14 protein-coding genes are annotated in these 16,946 nt (G+C 42.5%); 9 read left to right on the forward strand and 5 right to left on the reverse strand.

What is annotated here, in order from left to right:
* The first annotated feature begins 144 nt into the window (after positions 1-144).
* Positions 145-624, forward strand: coding sequence for a YkvA family protein (locus JMX07_RS03635; RefSeq protein ID WP_201606346.1), 480 nt, complete (start codon positions 145-147; stop codon positions 622-624).
* Between the two features lie 109 nt (positions 625-733).
* Here the strand turns inward: JMX07_RS03635 and JMX07_RS03640 are convergent, their stop codons facing one another.
* Positions 734-1,039 (reverse strand): hypothetical protein, encoded by a 306-nt coding sequence (locus JMX07_RS03640; protein ID WP_201606347.1) that lies wholly within the window; start codon positions 1,037-1,039, stop codon positions 734-736.
* Positions 1,040-1,142: 103 nt separating this feature from the next.
* Positions 1,143-1,688 carry a hypothetical protein gene (locus JMX07_RS03645; RefSeq protein WP_218870141.1) on the reverse strand — a complete coding sequence of 182 codons (546 nt, stop codon included), beginning with the start codon at positions 1,686-1,688 and terminating at the stop codon, positions 1,143-1,145.
* A gap of 350 nt (positions 1,689-2,038) precedes the next feature.
* Between JMX07_RS03645 and dnaQ the strand changes: the two genes are divergently transcribed.
* The 8 genes from dnaQ (at position 2,039) to JMX07_RS03685 (ending at position 11,325) form a co-directional block, all read left to right on the forward strand.
* Entirely contained in the window at positions 2,039-3,685 is a 1,647-nt protein-coding gene (dnaQ, locus tag JMX07_RS03650) for a DNA polymerase III subunit epsilon (protein ID WP_201606348.1), read from the forward strand.
* 147 nt (positions 3,686-3,832) lie between these two features.
* Positions 3,833-5,515, forward strand: coding sequence for a hypothetical protein (locus JMX07_RS03655; protein WP_201606349.1), 1,683 nt, complete (start codon positions 3,833-3,835; stop codon positions 5,513-5,515).
* A 267-nt stretch (positions 5,516-5,782) separates the two neighbouring features.
* Entirely contained in the window at positions 5,783-6,727 is a 945-nt protein-coding gene (gene nudC, locus JMX07_RS03660; RefSeq protein ID WP_201606350.1) for an NAD(+) diphosphatase, read from the forward strand.
* Positions 6,728-6,965: 238 nt separating this feature from the next.
* Entirely contained in the window at positions 6,966-7,811 is an 846-nt protein-coding gene (locus JMX07_RS03665; protein ID WP_201606351.1) for an RnfABCDGE type electron transport complex subunit B, read from the forward strand.
* A 139-nt stretch (positions 7,812-7,950) separates the two neighbouring features.
* On the forward strand, positions 7,951-8,646 hold the full coding sequence (gene nth, locus JMX07_RS03670) for an endonuclease III (RefSeq protein ID WP_201606352.1): 696 nt from the start codon (positions 7,951-7,953) through the stop codon (positions 8,644-8,646).
* A 489-nt stretch (positions 8,647-9,135) separates the two neighbouring features.
* Entirely contained in the window at positions 9,136-10,302 is a 1,167-nt protein-coding gene (gene metK, locus JMX07_RS03675; protein WP_201606353.1) for a methionine adenosyltransferase, read from the forward strand.
* Positions 10,303-10,378: 76 nt separating this feature from the next.
* Positions 10,379-10,735, forward strand: a complete 357-nt coding sequence (locus tag JMX07_RS03680) for a DUF3144 domain-containing protein (protein WP_102078350.1) — start codon at positions 10,379-10,381, stop codon at positions 10,733-10,735.
* Positions 10,736-11,076: 341 nt separating this feature from the next.
* Positions 11,077-11,325 carry a hypothetical protein gene (locus JMX07_RS03685; protein WP_201606354.1) on the forward strand — a complete coding sequence of 83 codons (249 nt, stop codon included), beginning with the start codon at positions 11,077-11,079 and terminating at the stop codon, positions 11,323-11,325.
* Positions 11,326-11,468: 143 nt separating this feature from the next.
* Here the strand turns inward: JMX07_RS03685 and JMX07_RS03690 are convergent, their stop codons facing one another.
* From JMX07_RS03690 to JMX07_RS03700, 3 genes are all read right to left on the reverse strand, one after another.
* Positions 11,469-13,121, reverse strand: a complete 1,653-nt coding sequence (locus JMX07_RS03690; RefSeq protein WP_201606355.1) for a BCCT family transporter — start codon at positions 13,119-13,121, stop codon at positions 11,469-11,471.
* A 243-nt stretch (positions 13,122-13,364) separates the two neighbouring features.
* Positions 13,365-15,017 carry a BCCT family transporter gene (locus tag JMX07_RS03695; protein ID WP_201606356.1) on the reverse strand — a complete coding sequence of 551 codons (1,653 nt, stop codon included), beginning with the start codon at positions 15,015-15,017 and terminating at the stop codon, positions 13,365-13,367.
* A 244-nt stretch (positions 15,018-15,261) separates the two neighbouring features.
* Positions 15,262-16,905, reverse strand: coding sequence for a BCCT family transporter (locus JMX07_RS03700; RefSeq protein WP_201606357.1), 1,644 nt, complete (start codon positions 16,903-16,905; stop codon positions 15,262-15,264).
* Positions 16,906-16,946 lie beyond the last annotated feature (41 nt).

Here is a 16,946-nt window from a genome sequence, read left to right on the forward strand (position 1 = left end):
GCATATTGTAGACGCTTTTCTGACACTGATGGTTGCCTAATCTTTACCGATATTTACTTTTTCGCTACTGAGACACACAATATAGGTCGATCAGATTTGTTACTGTAAATACAAATTCATCGCAAAAAACAAAAGGTAATAATTATGTTTAATAAAAAAACGGATAAAAACAAGTCACTTGACTCTAATTTAGAATACTTGCTGGGCAAAGAAGACAAGCTGAAAGAAAAGTTAGAGGACAGCGGCTATCTTGAGCCGTTTAGTGATGATTTAATGCTATTTATGAGTCTTGTCAAAGACTATTATAAAGGTGACTACCGTAAGATTCCTTTCAAAACAATCTCAGCTGGCGTTGTTGGTGCGCTCTATGTGCTAAATCCAATTGACCTCATTCCTGATTCTATTCCGTTTATCGGACATATCGATGATGCACTAGTACTTAAATTTTGTTTAAAGCAGGCCAGAAAAGATCTGCAAAAATACAAAGAGTGGAAGCAAGAACAATCAGCTACTAAGGATAAATTAGAAGATAAGAACGACACGGATAAGACTGATAACGATAAAACTAGTAATGATGAGAAAGATAGCGACGAGACTGGTACTAATCTTAAGAAAGCCTCATAAATATTAATACTTTCAGCTATTAAAAACTGCACTATCGAAGAAGCCACGACCGCAAATTAACTTTTCGGTCGTGGCTTTTTAGTTTTCATGATTCATCTGTCGTTAAATTTTAATCAGGCACTTCATAATTAGCTTTTTCTGGATTGAGACCAAACGAGTAGACGCATGTCGCAACGAGGCTGTTGACAATAATGAAAGGTAAATCAATCGCAGCATGACCAAGTGCATAGCGACCAAGCAGCCAAGAGACGATCAGCATGATAATAAAAAATGCACCCAAATATGCCAAAATCGCAGGATGTTTCAAATTATAAGGCTGCTCAGGCGTCGGTTGTTTGTCTAATACATACGTTCTTACCACCCAACCAGCTGCATAAGAAAACCCGCCTAACACCACGTAACTAAAAAAATTCATATCGCTTAACTCTAATGGTATGACTGTTTATAACAAAATACTGTCTATGCAAATATTATCCACCAACAATGATATTTATCTAAAGACTATCGTCAACGCTTATTTAAATACTGTCATCAACATTATCGATAACAAGATTGGCATGTGGATTGGCTAAAATATCAGTATTCACCTCATCGCACTCCACACGGTAGATTGTGTTGGCACCTCGGTAAATATACGACAAGTACTCACTGTCTAAGAGCGGATCAATATTTGCGTAGGCTGGTTTGACGTGCGCCAATACAAGCACTCGATCAGGACGACCAATAACCGCATCGACATTATCTGGATCAATAGAGAAAAACTGAGGTATGTCACTATTCTCGATCACTTCTAACGGCTCTGGAGTATCCCAGACGCGCTTAGCAGTGACGGGTTCTTTCATCTGCATCACCCAAGTGTCATCTTGCTGGCTGACCTTTATCTGAGCAGGCTCATCTTGACTCACCGTATAACAACCTTCAAAGACAGACAGGTCTGCCGCAACCTCCGTATCCGCTTGAGGGCTAGTATCATTACAAGCGCTCAGAAAAATCGCGCTGCTGGCAGTCACACTGAGCATCAGATACGTCAGTCTCTTATTAAATAAATTCGAGCGTAAGGACATAATGGGGTTATCCTGCAATCATGCATTAAAAACTTTTATTAAGTGTACTATTGTCAAAAAACCATCAAATAGCAGATACAAAAAATGCGCTTGGGCATTTTTGTAGCAAAGACAGCTCTGTCATTAAAAAATCAGTGGCTTTCAGCGAGCTTCGCTATTTTAACAGAAAACCAAGACGTTACTATTATGTTATAAGTTACCGTAACGGTTTTCTGACTTTGTGCGTCACGACTGCCCATATTTATGATAGATTTGCTATACTCACAACGTCATCATCATCGTTCGAATAACGTAAACGAGATGCTCTAGTACTACCCTATGCTTACCACTTATCAGGTCCATACTCTTTTATGTCAGATAACCGTAATTCAATGCCAAACACTCATAAAGACAACGCGATTGATCCATTGGCTGCTAAAACAAATACCACTGTGGCCTATACTGATGGTGCTTGCAAAGGCAATCCTGGCGCTGGTGGCTGGGGCTCACACCTGATATTTAGTGATGGCAGCACGCAAGATTTATACGGCGGCGACAAAGAAACCACCAATAACCGTATGGAACTAATGGGTGCGATACAAGCCCTGACCCATAGCCCGCATGAGCACACTCTTGAGATTTGGACTGACTCCAGTTATGTCAAAAAAGGCATAACCGAATGGATTGAAGGTTGGAAGAAAAAGGGCTGGAAAACTGCCAGTAAAAAGCCAGTCGCCAATCAAGACCTATGGCAACAATTGGATAAGCTCTGCCAACAGCGTGATGTTAGCTGGCATTGGGTCAAGGGTCACGCTGGACATGCTGGTAACGAAAAAGCAGATGAGCTGGCAAACTTAGGTGTCACCTCAAACAGCGGCCATTCAGCTATAGTCAGTGAAGCAGATACGACTAAAAAAAAAGACCAAATAGTGAATGACATTAATCCTAATGCTGACATCAACACTGATACCTTGCAAAAATCGTCTAGCGCTGACTGGCTAAGTTTTGATCCATTGGGTCTAGATATGATGGACGATGAGTTTGATGAAGCGCTATTAGAACCTGAACCGCTAAGAGAAGATAGTCAAAGTACAGCTAACACCCTTAAGATAAATGAAGACATTGCTGTAGAATCTAACAGCCATCAAGACAATACATACAACCCGACGAGTACCAAAGCTATGCCAGATATTCAAACGCACCTAGATGATACCGTCGACAATGATATGTTGCCAAGTGTAGAATCTGACGCCCCTAAGTTCGATGGTGATACTAGCCGTGCTAACCCACATTTTAAGCCGCTACTACCAAAGCCGATACACCGCCATGAAGCAGATCGTCAGCTTATCATGGATACAGAAACCACAGGGCTTGATGCACTAAAAGGCGACCGTATTATCGAGGTCGGTATTGTGGAGCTGGTCGGACGTAAGTTTACTGGTGAAAAGCTGCACGTTTATATCAATCCGCAGCGTGGCATGGATGACGAAGTCATTCGTATTCATGGTATTTCTGAAGCATTTTTGACCGATAAGCCAACCTTTGATCAAGTGGCTCAGTCTTTGTATGACTTTATGGACGGCGCTGAGATTATCGCTCATAACGCTACTTTTGATATGAACTTCTTAAATATGGAGTTTGCAAAAGTTGGTCTGAATAACTTTGCTAATCGAGTGCAAGTAACCGATTCACTGGCGATGGCCAAGCAGCAATACCCTGGGCAAAAAAACACGCTAGATGCCCTCGTTCGTCGCCTAGATGTTGGTAAGCAAGACCGTACTTTTCACGGGGCATTACTTGACTCAGAGATTTTAGCCGAAGTTTATTTGGCGATGACTGGTGGACAGGTCACGCTTGCCATCGAAGAGGATACAGATACCGATGGCGGACAAACCGCTCATGCAAGTTTCGCCAATTTAGCGAATTTATTGCTGGCATCAACGGCGGATGAAACTGCTGACCAAAGCTGGTATGCCGCTTTGGCAGAAGATTATCCTGCCCTAAAAGCTAGCATATAATTGTCGTTCGAATTTTTATTGAACCGACATTTGTATAATTTAGTCTTGATTATTATGATAGAAAGCGTTAAAACATCACTAGCCAATACTTTCTAAATCAAATTTATAATATTGCTATTCTCATCAGTACATTATGGAAAAATACTTATGGACCAGTCTGCGCAAATGAAGCTAACCGCCCCAACGCTTAGTGTTACTGATTTTAACTTACCATCACTCCATTTACTGCATGATGAGGTTATAGCAACGCTTAAAGATACTGAAATTCATTTAGGTGAGTTCAATGATGATAGTAGTCAGGCACCTTTGTTGTCAGACTCTATCGAAGTATTAAAGCAGCTGTCTTGTATTTTCAAACTGATTTCTTTGGTCGGTGCAGAAGCATTGAATGATGCCATTGTTGGTGGTCTACAGAGACTTTATGACAATGGTGACAACAATGATACTGATTTGATCATGGATCTATCAGAAGCCATCATGACCTTGGATCGTTATGTCGAGTTTGTCCTATTGACTGAATCGGTAGAGCCTACTCTACTGATACCTGTAATTAACAAGCTTAATGCACATAGTCAAAAAGCTCCTATTACAGCAGACTATTTTTCTGCATTTGGTAGCAGTAGTGTCATCATCGCCAATCCTGAACAAAACTTTGAATCTCTAAGCACGCTTAATTTAGACACAGAGCTGCTGACCAACGCGTATCGTAGTGGCCTTGGCATTGCACTACTCAATCAAGATGGCAACATTGACTCTACGGATCAGCAAAAGCTAGATGCTATGAGTGCAGCCTGTGCATTAATCGCTGCAAATACTGATAGTTTGTTTTGGCAAGCGGCAACTGCTGCCGTGACTAATATCGCAGCAGTATTACCATTAAACTTGAGTCAAAAACACACACTTATCTATTTAGAGCAGCAATTTCAAAGCTATTTACCAGTCATGGATACCCGCTTTGCAGATTTAGTAAGCTTTGCCTGTCAACGTGATAACAAGCTAGCGCAGCAATTACGTGAACAGTATGCAAATAATCATTTAGAAGGTGCTCAGCTAGAGCAAATGAAGCGCTTTTTATTCGGTCCTAACCGCGAACTTACCGATACGTTAAACACAATTATTCAACATCAGATCAATAACATTAAAGAACACGTAGACAGTTATGCACGTGGCGATTCAATTAACCCTATTGATATGCAGACAGCACAGATTATTAAAGAGCTGACCGAACTGAGTTCGGCATTACGTTTGTTAGGTCTGTCCAACGCAGCCAATAGTCTTAGCGAAGCAGCAGAAGCTGTGATCCATTGGCAAGCGCCTTCTCCTGAAGACTTCGATCACTTGCTACTAGCGCTAATGCATGCGGAGAACGCCACCATTGCTATGGCAGAGATGCATACACCAGGGGCAATCTATCTACCACTGAATAATCCGCATATCTCATTGCATCAGCTTAATACGGCCAATGATACCTTGATACAAGAAAGCCGAACTGCGATTGCTAGTGCTGAGCAAGCCATCAATGATTATTTGGCGGAGCCTGAGCGCGACATGCTCAACATCCAAAATATTCCTGGGATGATGCGTCAAGTAGCAGGCGCAGTACGTTTCTTACAACTGGCCACACCTGCCAGCATGCTGAGTCAGCTAGCCAACTATATCGAACAACGTATCGATGGCGGACGACGTATCGAAGACAGTACATTAGCCTGCATCGCTGATGTTATCATGGCGGTCGATCATCACTTAGATGGTTTTGAAAATAATCGCCCTGTCAGCAAGCAAGCGCTTGATGTTGGTCAACAAAGCTTAAGCCACCTACTTGCTGCTTAACTTTTCTCATTGTCATGTCATGGTCATTATCTCTGAGCCATGACATCTCATTTAAATACAGATAACTCAAGATAATGTAGGTACAAGTCAGGCACGTGAAAGTGCTACAGTCATTAGGTTAAACTAGCCTAGTCATTAGGCTGAACCAGCCTGACAATATGTATGGATATCTGGGTATCTGGTTTACATAGAATTGATGATACTTTACTCTAAAACAGTCTGTGTCCACCTCGATGCGGACTTACTTCATAATGTTTGGAATTTTATATGGCTCATGCTTTTGTATTAAGTGATGACAGTATCTTATGCCGTCAAATGCCAGATGGTTGGTGGCCTTTGCAAGTTCAGCTATCGCCCGATAGTAATAACTTAAGCGAGCAAGCTTATCAAGTTGGTCACGTAACGCTGCACGAGAGCCTAGCACCAAATCATTGGCTATCAGATGACAACAATAGCGCTGGCAACCATGCAAAGGGTACGGTTGACGCCAATATGGCTCATAGCTTTACCGCTCAAGCGACGAGCGCCATGACTTATGACTATGCAGTTGCTCATAACGTGACGCTACCAATTATTGCTGAAAGCAGTGGTAACACCTTTGTTCCTTATCGAAAACTAATGACTCATTTGCCAGTCGCTTTATCAGATCAGATTAGCCAGGCAATACAACTATTAAGCTGGCAAGCAGATACGCAGTTTTGTAGTCGCTGTGCTAGCCCTACCGTACATGCTGACCAAGGCGAACGTGCCATGGTTTGTCCAGTATGTCGGTTGCGCCAATACCCTCGCGTGCAACCGTGCGTCATCACCGCTATTACTCGGCCAAACCCAGTGACAGGTGAGATGCAAATCTTACTGGCTCACCATCATCGTCATGGACAGCAAAACCTGCCGCCAATGTATGGTTTGATCGCAGGGTTTGTAGAAGTTGGCGAGAGTCTGGAGCATGCAGTAGTACGTGAAGTCGCAGAAGAGGTCAATATCAGCGTATCAGATATCCGCTATGTCAGTAGTCAGCCATGGCCATTCCCCTCTAACTTGATGCTCGGTTTTCGTGCATCGTATGCTAGTGGCGATATTATCTTGCAAGAAGATGAGCTAGCACATGCTGATTTCTTTGATCTCTCAAACCTACCCAGAATTCCGCCAAAGGGTAGTATTGCTCGCGATTTGATTGACCAAGTGGCTAAAGAACAAAATATAGATTTATAATCAGTCCTTATCTATAAACACCACATTACGCTATAGTATTGTATTTTCAATCTCATCTCTTTAAAATCGCTGCTTCTGTTATAAGCGTTTTACTTTAAATCTTATTTTTTAATAAGTAACACGCTAACATGAGCAAGTGCTCTTATAAATACTGTTTTACAAAGACCGCTTTCTCAACACTTTATCTCTATTTATACTAATACCAATTCTTACAACTGGTATTAAGGTCCTTAATTAAATGCAAAGTAGCACCAATATACGCTTAGTCAATCTACCTATCTTATTCAATGCATTACACATTGATACCTTGCCCGCTGACATGCAGGCAAAAATTGCACGTGTGGATGCTTGTTTGCCACAGACGCAGTGCGGGCTATGTGAGCATCCAGATGGTTGCCTGCCATATGCCGCTGCGATTGTATTAGATGGCGAGCCGTATAATAAATGTGTGCCCGGTGGTCAGCCAGTCACCAATGCGATTGCTCAGACTCTCGATATAGATACTCCTGACACTACGCTGACGGCAGTGCCTTCACAGTGGCCAATAGATGCCACTTCCGAACGTCCGACCGAGGTTCGTGCGGTGATCCGTGAAGATGACTGTATTGGCTGCACCAAATGCATTCCTGCTTGCCCAGTCGATGCTATCGTTGGTACTGGCAAGCATATGCATACGATTTTTACAGATTTGTGCACTGGCTGCGAGCTATGTATCGCGCCCTGCCCTGTTGATTGCATTGACTTAGTTACGGTTGAGCGGGAAATATCTGAACCTGAGCGAATAGCAGAGCAAGAAGATTTGAGACAACGCTACCACACTCATTTAAAACGCGTCACAGAACAGCTTGCTGATACTAGCAATAGTAGACCTGTCGTTAGTATGGTAGAGGCTAAGCTCAATAATGCAGCAAGTCAGTCTCTAAACATCAGTGAATCGCAAGCGAAAAACACTATTGCTGCTGCCAAGCTCCGTACCAAAATCAAAAAACTGGAAAAGCAGCTGAATGTGCGTGCAAACGATAAGAAACAGGCAGAGCTCGAATCCTTACAAGCAGAGCTTGAGTCATTGCAAGTAGCGCTATAATGGTAATAGCTGATTACGCAATTAATGCGTTAATAAATTAATGCGTTAATAAATTGATACTTTAATAATCATTAACATGAATGCTAGCGCTAGCATATAATTTGGCACAATCATTCATTAACATAATAGTCAAAATGCCATGAGTAAAACGGTCAAACATAAAACAGCTGACACGCCGCCCTCTAGACGAATGCCCAATCGTAACGTGCGTCCATTCTTTGAAAAGCTGGCAGCGACTATTGATGAACCTGTCACCGAACTCAATTATGACAGTAATTTTGAATTGCTTATTGCGGTAATTTTGTCCGCACAAGCGACTGATGTCAGTGTCAATATTGCTACCAAGCAATTGTACCCTGTGGCCAATACACCTGAGTCAATACTGGCACTAGGCGAAGACGGTCTCAAATCCTATATCAAAAACATTGGTTTATACAATGCCAAAGCAAAAAACGTCATCAAAACCTGCCATGATTTGATTGAGAAATTTGATAGCACTGTTCCTGATAACCGCAAAGACTTAGAGTCACTGGCAGGTGTCGGCCGGAAAACTGCCAATGTCGTGCTAAATACGGCCTTTGGTCAACCCACTATGGCCGTTGACACGCATATCTTTCGTGTGAGTAATCGTACTGGGCTTGCTACTGGCAAAACCGTACTCATCGTCGAAAAAAAGCTGGTCGAGCGTATTCCAGAAGACTTCATCGTAGACGCCCATCATTATCTTATCTTACACGGCCGCTATACTTGCCAGGCACGTACACCCAAATGCGGCGCTTGCCCTGTCTATGAAGAATGTATGTTTAAAGATAAAGCTGCATTTTTAGAGTTGTAACGTATTGTTCATTTCAAGCAGACGCTACTGCTAGCTAATCACTCAGCTAGATAAACTGCTATCCAGTAACCACCTTTGATTGCAGTGAACTGCTTGTTGAGCATTTCTTATAGTAGAGCAAGTGTTGCTCACTAGAGTTTTATAACGTTTCAAGGTAGAATAACCCTATTTTGCGTTAAGAGATTTTGGCCATTACCCTGCTTCTGATAAGGCAATCTGCACATTAGCGTTGTCTATTAGGTCAAGTATTGACCCAACTCGTTACCGCCAAGACCATATTAGAGCAAGGCAGTATCATTTTATATATTGATTGAATGATAGTCCGCTCACCCTTTGGTCATATTTATTAGCAAAGATTTTAGTTAAAACCGATTTTAAATTGAGAAATACCGATTATCTGCCGCGTAAATGCGTGGTCAAAATTAATTAGAGCAGCACCCAGATGTGCTGCTTTTCCTACCCTTATTGATTCAATTAAGCGATCCCATTATGCGTGAATACAACTTATTTACCTCAGAATCTGTGAGCGAAGGCCATCCTGACAAAATGGCTGACCAAATATCAGACGCTATCCTTGACGCTATCTTACGTGAAGATCTGCACGCACGTGTGGCATGCGAAACCTTAGTAAAAACAGGCGCAGTCATACTTGCAGGTGAAATCACTACAACCGCAAATATCGATTTAGAGCGTCTGGTTCGTGACACCGTAAATGGCATTGGCTATCACCATTCAGACCTAGGCTTTGATGGCGAGACTTGTGCAGTCATCAACATGCTAGGCAAGCAATCTCCTGAAATCGCGCAAGGCGTTGATCGTAGCGACCCTGAAGAGCAAGGTGCAGGCGACCAAGGCTTAATGTTTGGTTATGCTAGCAATGAGACCGAAGTATTGATGCCAGCGCCTATCGAGTATGCCCATCGTTTGATGGAGCGTCAGTCGGAGCTGCGCCGCGCAGGCGAGCTACCTTGGTTGCGTCCAGACGCTAAAGCGCAGGTAACCTTGAAGTATGACGGCAATCGCCCTGTCGCCATCGATGCTGTTGTATTATCAACACAGCATGATCCAAGCATCTCGCAGTCAGATCTACAAGAAGCCGTGATGGAATCTATCATCAAGCAAGTGCTACCAGCTGACTTATTGCACGCTGGCACACGCTATCATATCAACCCCACTGGTAAGTTTGTGATTGGTGGTCCTGTCGGTGATGCTGGTTTAACTGGTCGTAAAATTATTGTTGATACTTACGGCGGCATGGCACGTCATGGTGGCGGTGCGTTCAGTGGTAAAGATCCTTCAAAAGTGGATCGCAGTGCTGCTTATGCGGTACGTTATGTGGCCAAAAACATCGTAGCAGCAGGACTTGCTGATCGCTGTGAAGTACAAGTAAGCTACGCCATCGGTGTCGCTGAACCCACCTCTATCTCAGTCAACACGTTTGGCACCAGCAAAATTAGCAACGATGAGATCATTCGCTTGATTCGTACTCACTTTGACCTACGCCCTTACGGCATTACCCGTATGTTGAACTTACTACAGCCAATGTATCAGCAGACTGCTACCTTTGGACACTTTGGTCGTCCAGGCTCAGAGACTGCCTTTACGTGGGAAAAAACAGACAAAGCTGATATCTTAAAAGCAGACGCTGGTTTATAAGAGTCATTACTTTAAAACGTTTGCCAACCATTTTTATATACTAAAAACTACTGACACTTATTATTAGGAGTTGCTTATGTCTCAAGACAATATTCAAGACCAAAACGCTGATGCTAACATTGAAATCACCCCTGAAATGCAGGCATTCTATCAACGTGCTGACGCTATCATCGGTATCGCCAACAGCCAGCTAGGTCCTGAAGCACATTCAGGTCAAGTAGGTGCTTCTTTATTGTATGCTGCAGCACGCTATAGCGCGTCAGTTGCCTCTATCGGCTTCGTCAAAGGTGATGATTTCGCTAAAGAAAAAGACGATATCGTCGAGTTTTATGTTAAACAGTATCGCCAAATGCTAAGCGATAATTTAACTGATTATGCTCAAAACTTTGACAAGTACGTGCAGCTAAACCAAGATGACAAACCAGCTGAATAAGCGAATGTCGTCAGTCTAGATGTCTTTCATTTAGACATGCTGTCGTAGTATCAATATTTGATGGCAGAAAACAAAACCCCAAGCTTAATTGAGCTTGGGGTTTTTTGTATGGTGTTTAAGTGGATAGCTATTGATAAATGAGCTACCATAAATACTTAAGCGTTTAGCCTCAATAGGCAAATCCATCAGCGATAACAGGACGCTATCGAATATTATTAATAAGGACATTTCTTATGAAACAAACTCTATCCAATTGTCGATTTTCCAAAATTAATCAATCTTCGTTCAAACCATTATCACTTATATTGATATTAGTTCTAGCTTTGACGGGCTGTAGCTCTATGTCTGATGTAGGCACGTCTGGTCAAACACCTACCCCATCCATTCCTGATATCAGTCAGCAGTTTGAAGATGCTCTTACTCAATGTCCACCCGCTAATCCTGCCAATAATATCTGTACGGCACAATATGAACCCGTCTGTGTAAAAACGAAAGTTGGATCAATTGTTAGCTACCGAACGGCTAGTAATGCCTGCTCAGCCTGTAATATTCCTGAAGCTATCGGTTATACAAAAGGCGAATGTAGCTAATCCATAAAGTGATTGTATCGAGAGCTGCTGTATTGGAAGCTGCTGTATTGAAAGATTTTTCATTAAAAATATTTAACATCCATAAAAATACCCAGCTTATGACAAGCTGGGTATTTTTATAGCCAGAAAATAAACTCTAAAGCTTAAGCATCTTTTTCAAGTGCTGGTGGGCCTTTTAGCAACTCTTCATCACGGAATTCATTGGCCGAGTTATGCTCTGCTGACTCTTCTGTGGTGAACCATTGCTGATTACGATACAGTATCAAACGATCTCGACTGAGGCCACGCAATAGAGAGTACATCATCACGACGATCACAATAGCAAAAGGAAAGCCTGAGACAATCGATGCCGCTTGTAATGCACTCAAACCACCTGCTGCCAATAATACAGCGGCAATAACGCCTTCAGAACCTGCCCAAAATAAGCGCTGGATCTTTGGCGGATTGGTATCGCCACCTGAAGTCAGCATATCGATGACAAAACTGGCTGAATCTGACGAGGTAACAAACCATAATACAATCATCACCACGATGAGCAATTTGACCGCACCTGTTAATGGATAAGACTCCATTAATTTAAAGATAGCGCTCCCTGTATCGGCTTTGACCGCTTCGATCAGACCTGGACTAACTATGTTAGGGTCTGCTGCTGCTACCAACTCCATATTTACTGCAGAACCACCAAAGGCGGTAAACCATAAAAATAAGATCGTGATAGGAATTAATAATACACCTAGTATGAACTCACGAATGGTACGGCCACGAGAAATACGCGCAACAAACACCCCTACGAATGGTGACCAGCTGATCCACCAAGCCCAATAAAAAATCGTCCAAGAAGCTTGCCAGTTTTCTTCGCCTCGATAAGACTCAGTCCAAAGGCCCAAAGGTACGATTTGATGCAAGTAGTTACCGATGTTTTCTACGAAGCTATTAAAAATAAACTGCGTAGGTCCAAAGATAATCACAAAACTGAGCAATATCACAGTGAACAATATATTGGTATCACTCAGACGCTTAATGCCTTTATCCAGACCCATAAACAGAGACAACCCTGCTAGCATGGTGATAAAGCCAATCAAAATAATCTGCACCGTAATATTATTGGGTATACCAAATAACGTCTCGAGGCCTGAGTTAATCTGTAAGACACCAAGACCCAACGTGGTTACTACCCCAAACATCGTACCGAATACAGCCAATGTATCAACTGTATGACCCCAACCACCGTAGATTTTTTTACCCAGTATAGGGTACAGCGTTGAACGTATGGCTAGCGGTAGACCTACTCGATAATGGAAGTACGCGAGCGACAGCGCGACCATGCCGTAGAGCGCCCAGACATGCAAACCATAATGTAGGAACGAGATATTCATCGCTTGCTTGGCAGCGGCAACCGTCTCCGCCTCGCCTAATGGTGGTGCCATGAAATGATACAACGGCTCAGCGGTGCCCCAATAAAGCAGCCCAATACCGATACCAGCTGAAAACAGCATACCAATCCAAGAAACCATATTGTACTCTGGTCTCTCATTCTGATGACCGAGTCTGATATCGCCGTAACGGCTAAATATCATATAAATACTCATGACCAATGTTAAATTGACCACGACAATAAAGAACCAGCCAAAGCGTAAAGAGACAAATGCTTTTGCTTGGTTAAATACCACTTCTGCTTGTTCATTGAATAAAGCGCCAAAAATAATGAACGCCAGTATCAAGATTGCTGAAGTCAAAAATACAGGTTTACTTACCCGCGGAAAAGGGCCTAATCGGCCAACTTTTACATGATCCATAGGTATATCCCCAAAAAAGTGCGTAACCATACCAAGGTATGAACGAATTATCAAATATAACACCTTGTAAATACTGCCGAATGTATAGAAATGGTAGTAACATTTCGGTAATAATTTTCAAAAATCCGAATTTATCCTGAATAAATTTAAGTATCTTTACCCAATAAAGAAGCCCCAATTTAAAAACAAATTGGGGCTTCTTCTATTAAAAGCTTAAGTATCTGTCTTACTTTTATCTACTTCTTAGTCACCTTTTACAATCTTGGGTGGTCCTTTTAGCAGATGCTCATCAGCAAATTCATCTGCCGAGTTGTGATCTGCTGATTCTTCAGTAATATAATGCTGCTGCGCTCTATATAGTATCAGTCGATCACGACTCAAACCACGCAGTAGCGCATACATCATTGCAAATATAACCAAGGCAAATGGCAATCCTGCTACGATAGCGGCTGCTTGTAACGCGCTCAATCCACCAGCAGCCAACAACACAGCAGCAATAACACCTTCAGTGCTTGCCCAAAATAAACGTTGAATCTTTGGCGGATTGGTATCACCACCAGCCGTCAGCATATCGATGACAAAACTTGCTGAATCTGATGAGGTCACGAACCACAATACAATCATAATCACAATCATAAATGTGATGGGTTGCGCCAATGGATAGTATTCAACCAATTTAAAAATGGCACTACCAAAATCTGTTTGTACTGCCTCGACCAGTCCAGGACTAACCAACGCTGGATCAATAGCAGCGAGCAGCTCCATATGAATAGCAACGCCGCCGAAAGTTGAAAACCAAAAGAACAATATGGTCATGGGGATAAGCAATACCCCAAGTACAAACTCTCTAATCGTACGACCACGGCTGATACGAGCAATAAACACGCCGACAAATGGTGCCCAACTTACCCACCATGCCCAATAAAATATCGTCCATGCTGACTGCCAGTTTGCCTCACCTTCATAAGACTCTCCCCATAGACCTAATGGTACAACCACTGAAAGATAGTTGCCGATATTTTCTAGGAAGCTATCAAAAATGAAAAGCGTCGGCCCTAAGACGACCATAAAACCAAGTAGAATAGCCGTCAAACCGATATTCACATCGCTTAGACGCTTGATACCCTTATCCAAGCCCATCATGACAGAACAGGCGGCTAAAGCAGTAACAAAAGCAATCAGAGCGATTTGTATTGTGAGGTTATTAGGAATACCAAATAATTTCTCAAGCCCTGAGTTGATTTGCATAACCCCAAGACCGAGTGACGTCACCACACCAAACATAGTACCGAATACGGCTAAAATATCAACGGCATGACCCCACGAGCCATATATCTTTTTACCCAATATAGGATAAAGGGTGGAGCGAATCGATAGTGGTAAGCCACGGCGAAAATGGAAATAGGCTAAAGATAGCGCTACAATTGCGTACAATGCCCAAGCATGTAAGCCCCAATGTAAAAAGGTAATATTCATCGCCTGCTTGGCGGCTTCTATTGTTTCCTTTTCACCAAGTGGCGGTGCCATAAAGTGATATAAGGGCTCTGCTGTACCCCAGTAGACAAGTCCAATACCGATACCAGCAGAGAACAGCATACCGATCCACGAAAATAGACTGTACTGTGGTGTCTCAGTTTGAGCACCAAGGCGAATATCGCCATAACGGCTCATAGACAAATAAACACAAAGTGCTAAGGCCACATTAACGAGAATAATGAAAAACCAACCAAATTTATCGGTAATAAAGCCTTGTAAGAAACTGAACAATGTACCGGCAGCTTCAGTAAAAAAAACGCCAAGGATAATAAATATGATAATAAGTAATGCTGAAGTCAAAAAAACAGGTTTACTTACCCGCGGGAAAGGGCCTAACCTGCCAACTTTTACATGATCCATAGGGATATCCCCAAAAAAGAGCGCAACCATACCAAGGTATGAACGAATCACTAAATATAACACCATGTAAATACTGCCGAATGTATAGAAATCGTAGTAACATTACAGCAATAATATTTCAACAATCTGGATTTTTCCTGAATAGATTTAAATATCTTTACCCAATAAAGAAGCCCCAATTTAAAAATAAATTGGGGCTTCTTCTATCAAAAGCTTAAGTAGCTGTCTTGATGCTATCTACTTTTTAGTCACCTTTAGCAATCTTAGGTGGCCCTTTTAGCAGATGCTCGTCAACGAACTCATTCGCTGAGTTATGGTCTGCTGACTCATCCGTAATAAAGCCTTGCTGCGCTCTATATAGAATCAGACGATCACGACTCAAACCACGCAGTAGCGCATACATCATGACAAAGACTACTAAGGCAAACGGTAGTCCTGCTACGATAGCTGCCGCCTGTAGAGCAGACAGCCCACCAGCCGCTAGTAAGATAGCAGCGATAACGCCTTCTGTCGTTGCCCAAAATAAGCGCTGGATTTTCGGTGGGTTGGTATCGCCACCAGCCGTCAACATATCGATGACAAAGCTAGCAGAATCTGACGAGGTCACAAACCATAGCATAATCATGACGACAATCAGTAGCGTAATCGGTTTTGCCAATGGGTAGTATTCAACCAACTTAAAGATGGCACTACCAGAATCCGCTTGCACTGCTTCAACCAATCCTGGGCTAACACCTGACACAGCAGAAGCAAGCTCCATATGAACAGCAACGCCGCCAAAGGTGGTAAACCAGAAGAACAAAATCAGCATTGGAATCAGTAATACACCAAGCGTAAATTCACGAATCGTACGACCACGAGAGATACGGGCAATAAAGATACCAACGAATGGTGCCCAGCTAACCCACCATGCCCAATAAAATATCGTCCAACTACTTTGCCAATCTGTACCGCTATAAGACTCACCCCATGTACCTAAAGGTACAATCACAGTCAGATAGTTGCCGATGTTTTCGATAAAACTATCAAAGATAAATAGCGTTGGTCCTAAGATAACCATAAACGCTAATAAAACGATAGTGAAACCAATATTGATATCACTTAAACGCTTAATACCTTTATCCAAACCCATCAAGACTGAAGCTGCTGCTAGCGCTGTGATGAAAGCGATCAAGCCAAACTGTACGGTAAGACTGTTAGGCGTACCAAACAGCTTTTCGAGTCCAGAGTTGATCTGCATAACTCCAAGTCCAAGCGAGGTAACCACACCAAACATCGTACCAAACACAGCCAAGATATCGACCGTGTGTCCCCAACGACCATAGATCTTTTTACCAAGTAAAGGATACAAAGTAGATCGAATCGACAATGGCAGGCCGCGACGGAAATGGAAGTACGCTAAAGATAGCGCTACAATCGTATAAATCGCCCAAGCATGTAGACCCCAATGCATAAATGAGATATTCATTGCTTGCTTGGCGGCTTCTACTGTCTCGGCATCGCCCATTGGTGGTGCCATAAAGTGATACAGCGGCTCTGCTGTACCCCAATAAACCAGACCAATACCAATACCTGCAGAAAATAGCATGCCAATCCAAGAGAACAGATTGTACTGCGGTCGTTCTGTTTGGTTACCTAGTCGAATGTCACCATAGCGACTCATTGCCAAGTAAATACAAAGCGCAAGCGCGGTATTGACTAGAATAATGAATAGCCAACCAAACTTATCGGTAATAAAATTTTGTAAAAAACTAAAAACAGCCCCTGCTGTTTCGGTGAAAAACGCACCGAAAATAATAAAGCCAATAATCAGCAGTGACGATGTAATAAACACAGGTTTACTTACCCGCGGAAAAGGTCCTAATCTACCTACTTTTACTTCTTCCATGTGCAAGTCTCAAATTTCAAGGAACGTTACCTTAACAAAAT

This window comes from Psychrobacter immobilis, from assembly GCF_904846235.1.
Classification (GTDB): domain Bacteria; phylum Pseudomonadota; class Gammaproteobacteria; order Pseudomonadales; family Moraxellaceae; genus Psychrobacter; species Psychrobacter immobilis_C.

Excerpts from the sequence above, each read along its gene's own strand:
- nth (WP_201606352.1), top strand. The coding sequence starts at position 7,951 with ATGAGTAAAACGGTCAAACATAAAACAGCTGACACGCCGCCCTCTAGA.
- JMX07_RS03655 (WP_201606349.1), top strand. The coding sequence starts at position 3,833 with ATGGACCAGTCTGCGCAAATGAAGCTAACCGCCCCAACGCTTAGTGTT.
- JMX07_RS03685 (WP_201606354.1), top strand. The coding sequence starts at position 11,077 with ATGTCTGATGTAGGCACGTCTGGTCAAACACCTACCCCATCCATTCCT.
- metK (WP_201606353.1), top strand. The coding sequence starts at position 9,136 with ATGCGTGAATACAACTTATTTACCTCAGAATCTGTGAGCGAAGGCCAT.
- dnaQ (WP_201606348.1), top strand. The coding sequence starts at position 2,039 with ATGTCAGATAACCGTAATTCAATGCCAAACACTCATAAAGACAACGCG.
- JMX07_RS03635 (WP_201606346.1), top strand. The coding sequence starts at position 145 with ATGTTTAATAAAAAAACGGATAAAAACAAGTCACTTGACTCTAATTTA.
- JMX07_RS03695 (WP_201606356.1), bottom strand. The coding sequence starts at position 15,017 with ATGGATCATGTAAAAGTTGGCAGGTTAGGCCCTTTCCCGCGGGTAAGT.
- JMX07_RS03680 (WP_102078350.1), top strand. The coding sequence starts at position 10,379 with ATGTCTCAAGACAATATTCAAGACCAAAACGCTGATGCTAACATTGAA.
- JMX07_RS03665 (WP_201606351.1), top strand. The coding sequence starts at position 6,966 with ATGCAAAGTAGCACCAATATACGCTTAGTCAATCTACCTATCTTATTC.
- JMX07_RS03645 (WP_218870141.1), bottom strand. The coding sequence starts at position 1,688 with ATGTCCTTACGCTCGAATTTATTTAATAAGAGACTGACGTATCTGATG.
- nudC (WP_201606350.1), top strand. The coding sequence starts at position 5,783 with ATGGCTCATGCTTTTGTATTAAGTGATGACAGTATCTTATGCCGTCAA.
- JMX07_RS03700 (WP_201606357.1), bottom strand. The coding sequence starts at position 16,905 with ATGGAAGAAGTAAAAGTAGGTAGATTAGGACCTTTTCCGCGGGTAAGT.
- JMX07_RS03690 (WP_201606355.1), bottom strand. The coding sequence starts at position 13,121 with ATGGATCATGTAAAAGTTGGCCGATTAGGCCCTTTTCCGCGGGTAAGT.
- JMX07_RS03640 (WP_201606347.1), bottom strand. The coding sequence starts at position 1,039 with ATGAATTTTTTTAGTTACGTGGTGTTAGGCGGGTTTTCTTATGCAGCT.